Here is a 12,875-nt window from a genome sequence, read left to right as displayed (position 1 = left end):
CTTAAAATATAAAGGGGACTATTCATAAACTTCATCATCCCCGAGCTCAATATATTTCTGATCCAGCTGCTTATTGGCTTTGGCGCCAAGGCTTTTAATTTTTTCGGCGGTTTTGGTCAAATTGCCATTGCCTTCGGTTAGCTTGTTAATAGCGCTGTCATAAGCGCTTTGGCTTTGTTTTATGTTTTTGCCGATGCCTTCCATATCGGTTACAAAACCTACAAACTTATCATACATGGCACCGCTTAAGCGGGCAATCTCTAATACGTTTCGGTTTTGGCGCTCCTGTTTCCAGATGCTGGCAATGGTGCGTAGCGTAGCCAACAAGGTGGACGGGCTAACAATTACCACACGTTTATCCCAGGCATCGCTAAATAATTCAGAGTCTATCTGCACAGCGAAACTAAACGACGATTCTATCGGGATGAACAGCAGCACAAAATCGGGCGAGTTGATCTGGTACAGATCGTGATAGTTTTTTGATGATAACCCATGAACATGGCTGCGGATTGACTCGACATGCGCTTTGCTGAACAGCTTGCGCTCATCCTCGGTCTCGCAATTAACCAAACGCTCATAAGCTATCAGGGACACTTTAGAGTCGATTATCAAATGTTTTTCATCCGGCAGGTCAATCACAACGTCGGGCTGCAGGCGGGTGCCGTCTACGCCTGTTAAACTGGCTTGCAGGCGGTACTCCTGGTCCTTCACCAGGCCCGAGCGTTCAAGAACGCGTTCCAGGATTACCTCGCCCCAGTTACCTTGTTTTTTATTGTCGCCTTTTAAGGCTTTGGTTAAACTGTTTGCCTCTTCGCTTATTAACTTATTTAAAGCCATTAACTGGGTTAACTCGCCCCTGAGCAAATTACGCTCGTCCGACTCCACTTTATAAACTTTTTCTACCTTGTCTTCAAACGCCTTCAAGTTTTCTTTAAGCGGATTTAGGATGATATCCAGGTTAGCACGGTTAACATCAATAAACTCTTTCGATTTTTCTTTCAACAGCTTTTCGGCAACATTCTCAAACTCTTTCTGAAACTTTACCTGGATCTCCTGGATACTTTTCTCCTGGTCGCCCAGCCGTTCGCGCTGTGCTTTAAATGATTCTTCGGCCTTGGCCATGCGGTTCTTTTCGGTAAGCAGCTCCTGGTTAAGGGCTGCAATGCCGGTATCATAGCGCTCGCGTTCGTCCTGTAATAACCTGTCGGCTTTATCACGCTCTAAGCCCAGGCCCAGCGCGCGCTCCTCGGCTTTAGCCAACGAAATGCTTAGCGTAGTATTTTCATTTTTTAAATGCGCGAACTCATCTGCCGAAATGCCATCAGCGGCAGCCGGCTTCTTTAAAAAAAGAAACACAGCAATTAACAGGATAATAAGGGAAGCAACTAAAACAGCAACGGTCATTTTGATAAAAATATTAGCAAAACGAAGGTAGGAAAAATTAATAAATGAAGGACGGTGAAGAAAAAACTTACCAGCGGGCTACTCGGATAGCATCAACTTCTACGAAATGGCTATCCATCGATACTAAAATAAGATCATGTTGTTTAACCGATGCCGCAATCCAAACATCATTAGTAGGTATTGGTTTGCCTTTTTTATAGAGGGTGGCAGTAATTTCTCCAAAAAATTGAGCAGTAGTTTTGTCGATATCAAGTACAATACACAAATCTAAAAATGAGTTAAGTTTTTGTAGGTGTTTAGTTTTATTAGCTACTCTGTTTATGCCAATATAAAGCTCACCAAGAACGATCGAAGAAATATAAAATGCAGGTTGTTCATTGATCTTGTCGGCGACTATTTGATTCCCTGAAAAAAGCTCAATGACTATAGATGTGTCGAGAAAGACATTACTTCCAGTCATTTTCGTCTACGCGTTCACATGATTCTTCAATAGCTTTATTCATTTCGGCAGCTTCTTCTTTTGAAATTATTCCAACGAAATCATAGATGCTAACCGTTTTTGTAGCTTTACTGTGCTTACTTAAAACAGTTTCAATTTCAAGTAAAACAGCTTCGCTTTCGATTTTTTGTACCTCTTCGATTAAATGTGTTTTTCTTTCTTCAGAATACATAACAACCGTTTTTATTTACTGATGAAGTAAAGTTATAAAATAAAACGGACTATTTGATGCAAACATAAGTCGTACCGCGGGCTTAAAGCCCTATTGACTAACTGCTTTATCAACCCTTATCCCAACATCACTCACCTCTTTCAGCGGGTTATCGCGCATGTTTTGCTCCAGCTGGAAAGTATAGGTGCCCTTTGCCGGGAATTTATAGTTGGTTTTGAAAGGTATTTGAAAGCTGTATAAATTACCAGATCCATCACCAAGCCATTCGCCATCCGGATTTGCCAGTTTGGCTTCATAACGTGTGCTGGCTGATTTCTTATCCGGATTTACCTGGCTGATCAGCACAAACATGTTCGAATACTTATAATCTGCGGTTACCCGCAGGTTAAGGTATAGGTTATAGGGGATTTGCTCGTTGTCTATCCTAACCTCGACTTTAACTTTGTTGGTGTAGGCCCAGTTGTTGTTGACGATCTCAATATTCTTATCAACAACAGCGTTTGGGTCTGTACACCCCGACCATGACAGCGCCAACAGCGCTATCATGGCGGGGAATATATATTTTAAACCAATTTTCATTACTTAAGCTTTTGGTGCTTCGCCACCGCCATCTACACCACCACGGTTCCCATCAGGGCGCGGACGATTTCGGTTATTATTTGGCCTGTTCCTGTTACGGTCCCTGTTGGGGTTTGCGCCGCCTTCGGGCCTTGGCCCCTGCGGGCGTTGTTGGGCATTGTTATTGGGCTGTCCACCACCTTCGGGGCGTGGGCCTTGTGGCCTTTGTTGCTGACCACCCTCTGGTCTTGGTCCCTGCGGCCTTTGTTGCGCACTGGCGTTTTGCTGGCCGCCGGCATTTTCAGGGCGTTGTTGCCCACCCGGGTTATTGGGGTTTGGCTTGTTTTTATTACGGTTCTTGTTGTTTTTCTTTTTGGCGTTGCGATTGCGCTCGTCCAAACGGGTAAGGCTATCCTGGCCAACAACGTTTTCGTAATCCAATGCTTTTATTGGTTCGTTTTCAACTTCGACAAACACCAACAGGTCGTCAGGCAAAACGCCATCCTTGTTCATTTGCTGGATCTCTTTAACCCGTGCCAATGGCACCGCTATCCACGATTCTTCGCGCGGGTAGCTAAACCACATCTGCTTTTTAAAGATATCCGTTTTTTGCAGGCGGGCATCACCTTTAAGCGTTTTAAGGTAGTTTACATTATCGGGGATATGCTTCAACGCATCCATATAAGTATCCAGCTCATAATTTAAGCAGCACTTTAATTTACCGCATTGGCCAGCCAGCTTTAACGTATTTAGCGACAGGTTTTGATACCGCGCAGCAGATGTTGAAACTGTTTTAAAATCGGTTAACCAGGTAGAGCAGCATAACTCGCGGCCGCAGGAGCCAATACCGCCTAAACGACTTGCTTCTTGCCTCATCCCAATCTGGCGCATCTCTATCCGGATACGGAAGGTCTCGGCCATTTTCTTGATCAGCTCGCGAAAATCCACGCGGCCTTCGGCCGTGTAATAAAATGTCGCCTTGCTTTTGTCGGCCTGGTAATCCACGTCGCTTAACTTCATTGATAAGTTAAGGCTGAGGGCCAGCTTGCGCGCGCTATGCATGGTTTCCCATTCCATATCCTTGGCGGCTTTCCACTTGTCCACATCGGCGGGTGTAGCCCGGCGATAGATCTTCTTTAAAACATCTTCTTCTTTAACGCGGCGCTTGGTCAGTTGCATGCGCACCAACTCGCCGGTTAATGATATATGGCCAATGTCGTATCCGCCGGTTGTGGCTTCAACAACCACCAGGTCGCCGTTTTCCAGGTAAATATTATCGGTATTTAAAAAGAACTCCTTGCGTGAGCCTTTAAATTTTATCTCGATGATTGGAAACGGCTTATAATTTACCGGCATGTCCATATGCGACAGCCAGTCGTAAACATCTAATTTACTGCATCCGTTTGTGAGGCATGAGCCATTACTTTTGCAGCCTGCCGGCGAGCATCCGCCCCCCGTTGAGCAACTTCCACATCCCATAATTTAGTTCGCTATATATTGATTCCCTTGCGGGCTTGTCTTAAGCTTTAAAAAGCTTATAATTTGTAAAGATACATCTAAAAATAAAATTTTAGGGTTTGCATTTCTTTCTACGTGATAATGTGCCTTCTCCAACTCGGTTATGATGGAGTTATTGATAGAAATATTCATTATCGCGCTTAGTTTTTGCGCGGTTTCCAGTTCGGCAGCGGGCAAATGTACCAGCTCGCCGGCGCCAGCAATTAATAAGCAGCATTCCCTTATAAAGCTGATGCCGTAACGCAAAAAATTCTTTTGGTTCTCTCGCCCCATCTTTGACAGCTGGTCAACAAAGCTAACGATCTCTATCCCCTTATTGCCAAAACAAAGGCGCAGCCATTGTACAAATAAGGTATTGTAACTTTTATTATCCTGCTGCAGCATTAAAAGCGCATCGGTTAAATTACCATTGCTTAAATAGGCAATCTCGGCAGCGGCATGTTCTGTTTGATTATGGTGGGCTATCATTTCCGACTTAATATCCTCATACCCCAAAGCCGGAACTTTTATCAGCTGCGTACGTGATAAGATGGTATTCAGGATCTGGTCCTGGTTTTGGGCCACCAATAAAAAAAGCGTATTGGGTTGCGGCTCTTCAATAATTTTTAACAGTGAATTTCCTTGCTTATCTAAAAACTCCGGCATCCAAAGGATCAAAACCTTATAGTCCGACTCGAACGGTTTAAAGCTTAGTTTTTTAATGATCTGGTGGCAGTCTAAAATATTGATGTTGGCCTGCTTGTTACCGGCATCCAAATAACTGCGCCAGATATCGAGGTTCAGGTAAGGGTTTTCTAAAAATGCCGTGCGCCAGGTGTCAATAAAATCGACAGCCGTTTCTTTTGGTGTACCAAATGTAGGATAGGTAAAATGCAGATCGGGGTGCGTTAACTTTTGGTATTTGCGGCATGATGAGCATTCGCCGCACGAATCATCTTCCTGTTTGTCCAAACAGGATAAATACTGCGCGTAAGCAACCGCCAGCGCCAAACTTCCCGACCCCTCCGGCCCCAAAAACAGCTGCGCATGACTAACCCGGTTCTCTTTTACCGAGTTGATTAACCGTTGCTTTATGGCGGCCTGCCCTACTATTTGTTTAAACTGCATTGGTGCAAGATAATAATTTGTAGTGAGTGGTGAGTAGTGAGTGGTGGGTTTTTTGCAGCGGTTGTTTTTATTTTACAAATAACCAACTTTCAATTATTAAAAAATACATTTGCATATAACACTCATCATTTACCAATCACTACTCACTATGCCCCGCATTATGGCTTTCGACTACGGCACCAAGCGCATCGGCATTGCGATTACTGATCCGATGCAGATCATCGCGACCGGTCTGGATACGATACATCCTAACCTGATCATCGACTTCCTGAAAAAATATTTGCAAACAGAGCAGGTGGAACGCTTTATTGTGGGCGAGCCCAAACAGATGGATAACACCCCGTCGCAATCTGCCCCGCATGTTAAAGGCTTTGTTAATTTACTGAAGCGGACCTTCCCAGAGATCCCTATAGAAATGCTGGACGAGCGCTTTACTTCAAAAATGGCGACAGCAGCCATAATGCAAAGCGGATTTAAGAAAATGGACAGGCAGAATAAAGAAAGGGTTGATACGATATCCGCTACAATTTTGCTGCAGAGCTGGATGGAAAAAAGTTTCTGAACCATGATTCGTAGGATTTTAGGATTACCATGAAATATAAAGAGCTTACTGAGAAGATTATTGGATGTGCGATGAAAGTGCATGCGGCTATGGGTAATGGGTTTCAAGAAGTTATTTATCAAAGGTGCCTGGCTGTTGAGATGCAAAAGCAAGGATTAGGCTTTGTAAGAGAAATGGAAATGCCAATTTTTTATGATGGAATTGATGTCGGGATGCGAAGGGTCGATTTCTTTATTGAAGGAGCAATAATGGTTGAGCTAAAAGCAATTATTAATTTAGAAGATGTACATCTCGCCCAAACAATGAATTACCTTGAAGCCTATAAAATGGAGATAGGCTTGCTAATTAATTTCGGTTCCCGAAGCTTGCAATTTAAACGTGTCCATAATAATAAAATGGTTTAAAATACAAAATAGATAGGCAAATCAAGGCAATCCTTAAATCCTACGAATCATGGTTCAAAACCCATTAATTTCAAAATACTTATCTTTGCGCCATGGAAATTTTGCCAGGCGACTTACAATCCTATCTTGATAACCATTGCGAACCCGAGCCGGAGGCGCTTCAATTTATAAATAGGGAAACCTATTTAAAGGTGCTAAAGCCCAATATGCTGTCGGGCCATTACCAGGGCAGGGTGTTGAGCATGCTGAGTAAAATGATGCAGCCAAAACGTATTTTGGAGATAGGCACTTTTACCGGCTATGCCACTATTTGTTTGGCCGAAGGGCTTACCGAAGACGGAATAATCCATACCATTGAAGTTAACGGCGAATTAGAAGAAATGCTTAAAAAGCATTTTTCGCTAACAGATGTGGAAAAAAAAATAAGGGTCCATTTTGGGCCTGCAGAGCATGTAATAGACACTTTAAGCACTGAAGTGTTTGATATTGTGTTTATTGATGCGGATAAAAAGAATAATTTACTTTACTTTGAGTTAATATTTGACAAAGTCAGATCCGGAGGATTAATAATAATTGACAATGTTTTGTGGAAGGGCAAAGTATACGGCGCCGAAAAAGATGCCGATACGGAGAGTTTCAGAAAACTAAATGACAGGATAGCTGTTGACACACGAGTTGAAAAACTCATTTTACCAGTGCGCGACGGTATACTTATCATCAGAAAAAAATAATTATGAAGAAAACCTTACTGATTACAACGCTGCTAATATCGTCTGTTACCGCGTTCGCCCAAAAGAACACTTCAAAATCTTACATCGAACAGTTCAAAGATAATGCCATACAAATTATGCATGAAACAGGCATACCCGCCAGCATAGTTTTAGGCATAGCTATGCATGAGTCTGGTAATGGGAACAGTTCAATTGCCAAAAATCTTAATAATCAATTTGGATTTAAAGGAGGCAGTACTACTATTTACTATAAAAACAACAAGAGGGTAACATCGGCCTATAAAAAGTACAATTCGATATTAGAATCGTTCGACGATTTTGCACGCGTCATTACCCATCGCCAGGAATTGGGCCGCATATCAGATGAATTGACCCAGTACGATTACGAAAAATGGGTTAAAGGGATCCAGCGCAGCGGCTACGCCAGCAGCAAAAAATGGACATCGCAGGTGTTGGCTATCATCCGCAAATACCAATTGAATGATCTTGATCAAACACCTGTAGAGCAGGCGCAAACCGCGCAAGCAACACAAAGCGCTACAGAAAACCCGTATTTAAAGTAATAAAACCTAATTTGGCATCATGATATATGCCGGGCCATGCCCCCTTATTTTAAAAAGAAATATACTTTTTTTATTGATTGCCGCCGCGGCCCTAACCTCATGCTCGGCACATAAAAAGGCGACGGTTTACAGGCCGCCGGTCCGTGCTGTCGTTCCCCTTATTTCTAACTCGGAGGCAAAAAAAAACAACGAGATTGTACAAAAAGTGCGCAGCGAGGCTATAGCAGCTTTTGTGCCCTATACCGTTGCTACGTATATTGACCGTTTTAAAACCATAGCTATCCAGGAAATGAATTTATACGGCATACCGGCCAGTATAACATTGGCACAAGGGTTATTCGAGTCGGGAAATGGTAACAGCGATCTTTCAAAAATTGCTAATAACCACTTTGGCATAAAATGCACCAGCGAATGGAAAGGCAAAAGCTATTATAAAGACGACGACCAGGTAAACGATTGCTTCCGGGTATACGATAAACCTGAAGACTCGTACCGCGATCACTCGGATTTTTTAAAAAGAAAGCGCTACGCGCCACTGTTTGAGCTGGATAAAAACGACTATCGGGGCTGGGCGCAGGGTTTAAAAGACGCGGGCTACGCCACCAATCCAAAATATCCGCAACTGTTAATAAATGTTATAGAGAAATATCATCTTGATCAGTTTGATCGCCCAGAGGGCGAAGAGCAAAAAATTAAGCGCGAGGACCGCGTGCTGGCCCAGATCAACCAAAACATTGGCAAGGAAATAAAAGACTCATTGGTACTGGGTACCCCAACCAATAAATTATACACCATAAAAACCGGCGATACACTATACAACGTTTCTAAACGTTTTGGCTTAACTGTTGACGAGCTTAAGGCATTAAATAGCATGGGCGATAACAATATTAAGATTGGCCAGAAGCTGATCATAGCTAAGTAACCCTGTTAATTATTGTTAAATATTGTGCCGCAACGTAAGCAAACGTTTAGTTTTAGCCGTTAATGAAACCAGTACTAATTTTCTTCTTCTGTATACTGATAAGCTTAAAAGCACTTGCCCAGGAAACTTCTGTGGCTGGGATCATTTTTGATACGGATAGTAAAGACAGATTATCGCGGGTTAACGTGATGAACTTAAATACCGGTGCAAGTACCTATAATAACATCAACGGCGTTTTTACCATAGATGCCAAACCCGGCGACAGACTGGTTTTTTCGCAGGTAGAACATTTTGCTGACACTGTAACCATAAAAGACTATATCCCCCTGGCTATTTACCTGCGCCGCATAGCAATACAGCTTAAACAGGTTAATATATTTGATTCGTTGCCAGACCCGCAAAAACGATTAGCCGCCAGGAAACGGGATAACAGCAAGATCTATGGCGGATCATTGGGTAATAAAGACATGTTTTCGCTTACGCCGGGTATTGGCGTTGGTTTAAGTATTGATGCCATATATAACGCTTTTAGCAAAGCGGGCCGTAACGCCGCTCATTTACGCGAAACCATAGAGGCAGACTATAGGGATGATGTTGTTGATTACAGATTTAACAAGGGGCTGGTAAGCCGCATTACCGGGCTAAAGGGTTTTGAGTTAACCGACTTTATGGCAAAATACCGGCCCGGCTACTATTTCCTGGCAAACGCTACCGAATATGAGTTTATAAATACCATCAGGAATAACTTAAAAAGATACCGGCGAAACCCGATGGCCTATAAAGTATCGCCGCTGGTTGAAACAAAAAAAGAGTAAAAGTTTTTCCCTGATTAAACCAATGGTGCCCTTTTTAATCTGATTTAAAAGGAAAAATGTGTTTCTTTGTCTATCTATGTTAAAAAACAGACCCGGATATATAGTTTTAGTTCTGTCAATGGTGGCCCTGTCTGCATCCGCGCAAAAGGCCGACTCGTTAAAAAAGATCGATACCGCCGCTCTTAATAAATATCATATAGACCCCCCTAAAAATTCATTACCGGTACGAACAAAAATATTACAAATAAGGCAGGAAGCTGTACCGGTTTCTATGCTTGATTATAATGTAAATTATTGGCGCAAATGGGTAACTATAGGGTTAGGCTTTAGCCAGTCGGCAAACAGTAATCATTATAGCACCGGCGGTGGTTCAAGCTCTATCGCTTTAAATGGCGACTTTGATTATAAAACCGAATACAACAAAGCTCCGCTTGATTATGTTGGCGAGCTGCGGTTGCAATACGGAAGCTCAAAAAACAAGGACCAGGGCTCGCGTAAAACAGTCGACCGTATATTCTTTGATAATAAACTGGCTACGCAGATGTCAAAAAGCTGGTTTTTCTTCGGGTCGTTAACTTTCGAATCGCAGTTTGATAAGGGTTTTATCTACAACAATAATGGTCCGTCGCTTTTGATATCAAGATTCATGGCGCCCGGTTATCTAACCGAGTCTGTTGGTTTTGAATATAAGCCATCGCGCTTTGTGGATGTAAGGCTTGGTACAGGTACGGCCCGCCAAACATTTTTAATAGATACTACGCTGTATAAAAACAATCCGGCAAACTACAATGTAAAAAGAGGGAAAAAGTTTAGAAACGACCTGGCTTTCCAGGTGGTAGCAACTTTTGTTAAAGATATTGCTAAGAACATGAACCTTAATACCCGTTATGCTTTATTTATTCCTTATGAAAAGCATATCTCATTTATAACACACAGAGTTGATGCCCAGCTTGTTGCCCAGGTTAATCGGCTGGTACGCGTTTCTATAGGCGGCACCTTCGTTTATGATAAAAGCATAAACGGAAAGCCGCAGGGTACAGAAGGTATGGCACTGGGAATAGCATACCGGTTCCCTAACTAAACGCTTAACGTCTTTTTTTCTTTAAATTTTGATAGTCGATATAATACAATATCTTGATAGAAAGGTTATTGTTTTTTGGCTGATTTAACGTGTTGTTGAAATTGTTAAAATAACCGTAGCTGGCCAGGGTTGTATTATTTTGCGACGAGCTTTTCCAGGCAACGCTGATTTCGCTTCCCGGCGAGAATTGCCATTGATAGATCATATCAATGTTCCAAACATTATAATTCTGATCGTTATTTTTATTGAAGTTTGATGTCGTCAGATCGGCCAGTTCGCCATTTTGGGCAAGATCATAATATTGCAGCACATTTAGTTTTGACCAGTAGTGCCTCAGCCTGAAAGACAGGCCCATTACATTGTTAAAGGTGTATTTGATATTGAAAATATGCTCGAGCGTTTGCACATTGCGGCGTGCAAATATTGGATTGCCGTTAACGGTGTCCTTTGTTGAAAAACCAAGGTTATTATAACGCGGCGACCAGATCACATCCTGCCCGAACGAAAAGTTATTGCTGACCCTTAAGGTATAAGTAGCTTCTGCATCGGCTCCGCGCCCGCCCATTTTGTTATAAATGCGGTAGCGATAAAATATACCGCCATTTAACCTCAAGGATTTTGGGGAATTATAATTGGCACTTAAATTAGTTTCCTGCGGCGTGCGGAAACCCCGGCCGGCAACGCGCGGCTCGTAAAAATCATTCCCCTCTAAATTGTGATTAAAGTTGATGTTACTGCTCCACTTGTTTTTATAGCTAAGGAACGACCCGATAAAAATATTCAGATTTTGATAAGTAGCTGGCGCAGATCTGCGCGAATACAAAATAGTACTATATATCGACCACGAGTTAAAGATCTTACCCGGCTTATAATCGCTCAATTGCAAATTGAGGGTATGGTTTAAATAGTTGTTATTAAACAGGATGCCCAAATCATTAGGATCAAATTTATTGTCCACCCTATTCTGGTAAATGTTCCAGGTAAAATTACCCAGCGTCTTGCCTCCCCCAATCTCATAATTAAAACCGGTTACTGTGGGTTTATCAGCGTAAAGCAAATTGCTCATCATCCCATAGCCCGATATATTATAAGAGTTGGCCTTGTTTTTTAAGTTAAACACCACGCCGCTAACGTTAGCATCATAATCCTGACCAAAGCGGGTAACGTTGGTGTTAATTAAGGCGATGTCTGAGTTGTTTTTCAGGGTTTGGTCAAGCACCAGGATGTTATAATTGGTTACCGGAGCGGTTTGTACCAGGCGTTTATTTCCCGAGGCATCTTCAATAACTGCATTGGCTGTATTGGTAACCGCGTTAAAAACCCCTATCCCCAAACCATTTGATAGTCGTCCGGATAATTTAGTGGCATTAAGCAGCTTGGTTTCGGTCGGGTTGCTTATTAGGGTCTCGCCGGCTTTTAAGTTCTCACCCGCCGCACCGTAATTAACCGGCTGTGCACCAATGCGGCGGCTGTAAAATAAATTGCCTTTGTTAAACAGCTCTGTGCCTTCGGTAAAGAAAGGCCGGTTCTCGGTATATTTTACTTCGAAAGGCGTTAGGTTAAGTACTTTATTGTCTGATTGTACCTGGCCGAAATCGGGTATCAGGGTAACATCCAGCGTAAAGCTTTGGTTAATGCCGTATTTAACATCCATACCACCATTTACCGAGTTGGTTGTGTTTTTAACCCCCGGTGTATTGTATGGATAATGGTTTACATAAGTTGAGAAGTATGGGTAAAATGCCAGGCGTAAAGGCGGGTCGATATTTTTTAGGCCGGTTAGGTGCCCTTCCTGGTTCATCAGGCCATTTTTCTTTGGGTCAAGCTCGTTCCAGAACAGTTGATTATTATCAGCCTGGCGTCGGCGTACAAAGTTTAGCCCCCAGGTTTGCACATCCTTTTTACCAAACCGCAAAGCCGAGTATGGGATCTTAAATTCGGCTGTCCAGCCGTGGTCATTAACCCTAACCTTGCTTTCCCAAACCGCGTTCCAGGTGTCATCCTCGTCGCCGCCATTGCTGTATTTGGCGTCGTATTGTACGCCGGCTGCCGTGCTATAAAAGCCGCTGCCATTCAGGCCGTCTAAATAGGTATCCACTATTATGCCGATAAAATCATCGTTGGCTATCTGGTCCCTTGTGGTCAGTTCGCGGGCCACCCTTGCGGCCGAAGTTTCATACATCCGTGCGCCAACATATATCGCATCATTATCATAAACTATCTTTACCTCGGTACGCTCTTCGGGTTTTTCGTGGCGGCCGGCTATAGGGTTATTTTCAATGAAGTCGGTAGCAATGGGGGCGTTTTTCCAGATCTCGTCATCGAGCGAACCGTCAATTTTAGGGGCCGTTGTTACTTTTATAGCTTCCAGCTTTTTAACCGGAGCCTGCGCAAAAGCGCCTAAGCCGGCACCGGCAAATAATACGGCGAGTAAATGTTTAGTCACGGGTAGTTAAAGTTAATCTCATCAATAAGACGGCAAGTTCGAAAAAACGTTACATGATTTTTGTTAACGGATGGTTAAGAAAAGTTAAAAGAT

At 42.9% G+C, this 12,875-nt stretch carries 14 protein-coding genes; 7 read left to right on the top strand and 7 right to left on the bottom strand.

The window, feature by feature from the left end:
• Nucleotides 1-18: 18 nt before the first annotated feature.
• The 6 genes from ABIB50_RS04975 to ABIB50_RS04950 form a co-directional block, all read right to left on the bottom strand.
• The gene (locus tag ABIB50_RS04975) at nucleotides 19-1,404 is read right to left on the bottom strand and encodes a DNA recombination protein RmuC (RefSeq protein ID WP_429377780.1); all 1,386 of its coding nucleotides are present in this window, start codon (nucleotides 1,402-1,404) and stop codon (nucleotides 19-21) included.
• Between the two features lie 67 nt (nucleotides 1,405-1,471).
• Nucleotides 1,472-1,864: a type II toxin-antitoxin system VapC family toxin gene (locus ABIB50_RS04970; RefSeq protein WP_429377778.1), complete on the bottom strand. Its 393-nt coding sequence runs from the start codon at nucleotides 1,862-1,864 to the stop codon at nucleotides 1,472-1,474.
• Nucleotides 1,851-2,075: a hypothetical protein gene (locus ABIB50_RS04965; RefSeq protein ID WP_429377777.1), complete on the bottom strand. Its 225-nt coding sequence runs from the start codon at nucleotides 2,073-2,075 to the stop codon at nucleotides 1,851-1,853. The genes ABIB50_RS04970 and ABIB50_RS04965 overlap by 14 nt, the downstream gene beginning before the upstream one ends.
• A gap of 90 nt (nucleotides 2,076-2,165) precedes the next feature.
• Nucleotides 2,166-2,654: a gliding motility lipoprotein GldH gene (locus ABIB50_RS04960; RefSeq protein WP_429377776.1), complete on the bottom strand. Its 489-nt coding sequence runs from the start codon at nucleotides 2,652-2,654 to the stop codon at nucleotides 2,166-2,168.
• A 3-nt stretch (nucleotides 2,655-2,657) separates the two neighbouring features.
• Nucleotides 2,658-4,112: a regulatory iron-sulfur-containing complex subunit RicT gene (gene ricT / locus ABIB50_RS04955; protein ID WP_429377775.1), complete on the bottom strand. Its 1,455-nt coding sequence runs from the start codon at nucleotides 4,110-4,112 to the stop codon at nucleotides 2,658-2,660.
• Nucleotides 4,113-4,115: 3 nt separating this feature from the next.
• Nucleotides 4,116-5,258 (bottom strand): ATP-binding protein, encoded by a 1,143-nt coding sequence (locus ABIB50_RS04950; protein ID WP_429377774.1) that lies wholly within the window; start codon nucleotides 5,256-5,258, stop codon nucleotides 4,116-4,118.
• 148 nt (nucleotides 5,259-5,406) lie between these two features.
• On the opposite strand from ABIB50_RS04950, the gene ruvX reads away from it, so the two are divergent.
• The 7 genes from ruvX to ABIB50_RS04915 all read left to right on the top strand — a co-directional run bounded on the left by ruvX (nucleotide 5,407) and on the right by ABIB50_RS04915 (nucleotide 10,336).
• Nucleotides 5,407-5,820 carry a Holliday junction resolvase RuvX gene (gene ruvX, locus ABIB50_RS04945; protein WP_429377772.1) on the top strand — a complete coding sequence of 138 codons (414 nt, stop codon included), beginning with the start codon at nucleotides 5,407-5,409 and terminating at the stop codon, nucleotides 5,818-5,820.
• A 29-nt stretch (nucleotides 5,821-5,849) separates the two neighbouring features.
• Nucleotides 5,850-6,224: a GxxExxY protein gene (locus tag ABIB50_RS04940; RefSeq protein ID WP_429377771.1), complete on the top strand. Its 375-nt coding sequence runs from the start codon at nucleotides 5,850-5,852 to the stop codon at nucleotides 6,222-6,224.
• Between the two features lie 92 nt (nucleotides 6,225-6,316).
• Nucleotides 6,317-6,955 (top strand): O-methyltransferase, encoded by a 639-nt coding sequence (locus ABIB50_RS04935; protein WP_429377770.1) that lies wholly within the window; start codon nucleotides 6,317-6,319, stop codon nucleotides 6,953-6,955.
• Nucleotides 6,956-6,957: 2 nt separating this feature from the next.
• Nucleotides 6,958-7,518: a glucosaminidase domain-containing protein gene (locus ABIB50_RS04930; protein WP_429377769.1), complete on the top strand. Its 561-nt coding sequence runs from the start codon at nucleotides 6,958-6,960 to the stop codon at nucleotides 7,516-7,518.
• A 19-nt stretch (nucleotides 7,519-7,537) separates the two neighbouring features.
• The gene (locus ABIB50_RS04925; protein ID WP_429377768.1) at nucleotides 7,538-8,440 is read left to right on the top strand and encodes a glucosaminidase domain-containing protein; all 903 of its coding nucleotides are present in this window, start codon (nucleotides 7,538-7,540) and stop codon (nucleotides 8,438-8,440) included.
• A gap of 62 nt (nucleotides 8,441-8,502) precedes the next feature.
• On the top strand, nucleotides 8,503-9,255 hold the full coding sequence (locus ABIB50_RS04920) for a hypothetical protein (protein ID WP_429377766.1): 753 nt from the start codon (nucleotides 8,503-8,505) through the stop codon (nucleotides 9,253-9,255).
• A 76-nt stretch (nucleotides 9,256-9,331) separates the two neighbouring features.
• Entirely contained in the window at nucleotides 9,332-10,336 is a 1,005-nt protein-coding gene (locus tag ABIB50_RS04915; protein WP_429377764.1) for a DUF3078 domain-containing protein, read from the top strand.
• Nucleotides 10,337-10,340: 4 nt separating this feature from the next.
• Here the strand turns inward: ABIB50_RS04915 and ABIB50_RS04910 are convergent, their stop codons facing one another.
• Nucleotides 10,341-12,782, bottom strand: a complete 2,442-nt coding sequence (locus ABIB50_RS04910; RefSeq protein ID WP_429377763.1) for a DUF5916 domain-containing protein — start codon at nucleotides 12,780-12,782, stop codon at nucleotides 10,341-10,343.
• Nucleotides 12,783-12,875: the final 93 nt, after the last annotated feature.

This window comes from Mucilaginibacter sp. UYCu711 (assembly GCF_050433825.1).
In the GTDB taxonomy this organism is placed as follows: Bacteria; Bacteroidota; Bacteroidia; order Sphingobacteriales; family Sphingobacteriaceae; genus Mucilaginibacter.
This window is presented reverse-complemented; position numbering and strand designations above follow the sequence as displayed.